Raw genomic sequence first — 493 nt, forward strand, 5'->3', positions numbered from 1 at the left:
AGGGCTTCGTCCGGGGCGGGCGCCAGGTAGGCGCCGAGGTTGGCCGCCTCCATGGCGCCGGGGCCGCCGCCGGTGGCCACCGTCAGTCCCGACCGGGCCAGTTCCCGTCCGAGCTCCGCCGCGCCCTGGTAGTCGAGGCCGCCGCGGGCCATCGCGTGGCCGCCCATGACGCCCACCACCCGGGCACCGGCGAGGTGTTCGTCGAGGGCGTCGGAGATCGCGTCGTCGTGGACGGACCGCAGCATCGAGGAGAAGACGTCGCCGTCCGCCTTGGTCTCCTGGAACCAGGCGTACGACTGGGCGTCCGGGGTGGCCTCGTATCCGGCGGACAGCCCCGTGAACAGCTCGTCGGCCGTGTACAGCAGACCGCGGTAGGGATCGAAGGGCAGGTCCGGGACGGGCGGGAAGACGAGCGCGCCGTCCGCGCGCACCTTCGCCGAGGCGTCGGGCTCCATCGGGCAGCCGAGGAAGAGCGCGGCGGCGGTGTCGGCGG

The 493-nt window shown here is 74.6% G+C and carries 1 pseudogene; it reads right to left on the reverse strand.

What is annotated here, in order from left to right:
- Window positions 1-493, reverse strand: a pseudogene (locus G3I78_RS47765) (Rossmann fold nucleotide-binding protein); the annotation flags it as partial.

Source organism: Streptomyces sp. SID13726 (assembly GCF_010548375.1).
Taxonomy (GTDB): domain Bacteria; phylum Actinomycetota; class Actinomycetes; order Streptomycetales; family Streptomycetaceae; genus Streptomyces.